Source organism: Hallella sp. (assembly GCF_037460745.1).
Taxonomy (GTDB): domain Bacteria; phylum Bacteroidota; class Bacteroidia; order Bacteroidales; family Bacteroidaceae; genus Prevotella; species Prevotella faecis.
Genome location: NZ_JAXVAE010000025.1, coordinates 1 through 1,953, shown reverse-complemented (window position 1 = coordinate 1,953; position 1,953 = coordinate 1). Strand labels below are relative to the sequence as shown.

Annotated in this window: 1 protein-coding gene and 1 pseudogene; one reads left to right on the top strand and one right to left on the bottom strand. The window is 47.6% G+C overall.

Features of this window, described 5'->3' with window-relative positions; all coding sequences use genetic code 11:
• The first annotated feature begins 77 nt into the window (after nucleotides 1-77).
• Entirely contained in the window at nucleotides 78-911 is an 834-nt protein-coding gene (locus tag WKK33_RS00485) for a BadF/BadG/BcrA/BcrD ATPase family protein (RefSeq protein WP_337932002.1), read from the top strand.
• A gap of 917 nt (nucleotides 912-1,828) precedes the next feature.
• Here WKK33_RS00485 and WKK33_RS00480 read toward each other — a convergent pair.
• Nucleotides 1,829-1,953: pseudogene (locus WKK33_RS00480) on the bottom strand (Abi family protein); the annotation flags it as partial.

Genomic DNA, 1,953 nt, shown 5'->3' with positions numbered 1-1,953 from the left:
ACTTTATTTGATGAATTTTAATAACTATGCGATTTTATCGCATCAGTACTAATTCCTAATCAATAAATCATCATATCATGATACTGATAGCTGACAGCGGTTCTACCAAGACCGACTGGGCTTTGGTGGATAACCACCAGGCCGTGAAAGAAATAAAGACTCAAGGACTCAACCCGTTTCAGGTGAGCGGCGAACAGATTGCGGCGGAAATACGCTCTGCCTTGCTGCCCCACTTGCCGACCACCGAGGTCGACGCGGTTTATTTCTATGGTGCTGGTTGCACACCCGAGAAGCAACCCATCGTGGAACAGGCGCTGCGCGATACGCTCACCATTCGTAACCACTGCACGGTGGCGTCCGATATGCTGGGCGCAGCCATTGCGGTATGCGGCCATGAGCCCGGCATCGCTTGTATCCTCGGCACGGGAAGCAACTCGTGTGCCTACGATGGCGAGCGCATTGTGAAGAACGTGTCGCCCCTGGGATTTATCCTTGGCGATGAGGGAAGTGGCGCGTCGATGGGCAAGTACCTGTTGGGCAACCTCTTGAAGCGCCAGTGGCCGGAGGCCATCATTGAGCGGTTCCATGCCAAATATGGCTTGACGGCTGCCGAGATCATCGATCGTGTGTACCGCCAGCCACGCCCCAACACCTTCCTGGCCTCGTTCATGCCGTTCCTTGAGGAGAACCTCCATGAGCCAGTGGTTTACCAATTTGTGAAGGACAACTTCCGCTCGTTCCTGCAGCGCAACGTGAAGCAATATGAGGGTTGGAACCGTCTTCCCATCGGCTTCAACGGCAGCTTGGCGCAAATCTACCGCCAACCGCTCGCCGAGGCGCTCGAGGAGGAGGGCATGCACCTGGGCCGCATCGTAAAAGCGCCCATGGAAGGACTCATCAAGAGCCTATAGCCCTCCCTCACAACCCACAATTTCACAACAGCGACTATCCACTCTCTTCATGAGCGATAGCCGCTGTTGTTGCTTTTATGGGTACCTATCTTGTGGTTTGCCGGATGCTCGCCATGAGCTTTTTCCAATGTTCACCTTACTCAACTCGGCCTTCTAACCTTATGCATTGTAGGGATATTTGGTGCAAAAGTTGTGTAGGAATTTTGCTCCAACCAGAGCGCGAATCATTGAGATTTATCGTGTGGAGCGCTGAAATTTGCGCGATAAATTCACCGTTAGGCATCTATCGCATTGCGATACCTAAGCTTTCGAGTCGCCAAAGGCCATCTTCCGTCATGCCTTTAGGCATGTTTCGACCTACGAAACATGCCTAAAGGCAACGCCTGATCTAAGACGAGGAACATCCCAATATAACCTTTAATCACAACCGCTTGTAAATCAAGTCATTACCAATTCACGCGAGAATCGCGTATTTGGAGCCACACCGACCCTCGATGGAAAATACAATGTAGATTCACAGGTAGTTTGTCACGATTTATCAACCTCATGATGCAAACGCAATAGAACCAGCTCGCTTTAGCTACCCATTATCTTACCATCCTTTCTAAAATACCTTAACCCCAAAATGCTTAGTAATGTCGATTCTAATTTTAGAAGGAAGGTTATCGTATCCATCAAAAGTGTAATAACCAATACTTGTTACATTATTTTGAATAATGACGGCAGTAAGAGATTTAGCCATCGTATCTATTATTAGTTGATTATCAATGCTATACGCTCTAAACGGCAGAAAAGTGACAATGTGGATTCTGTTTAGATACGAAAGGGTGAAAATTTAACGTTTTTAACCTTCTGTTACACCGAAATTGCAAAAATGTGGGCGATGAGGGATGATTAGTAGTCACTCCAAATGCCTTTTATTGCCACAGTGGTTCGTTTTCCCAACCAGAAGGAAAACCAAGGGCAGCCATATCTACTTCTGGAAACGTAGCAAAAAGTCTGTTCATCTTATCAAGCATATCGTTATTTGGAGATATGATGT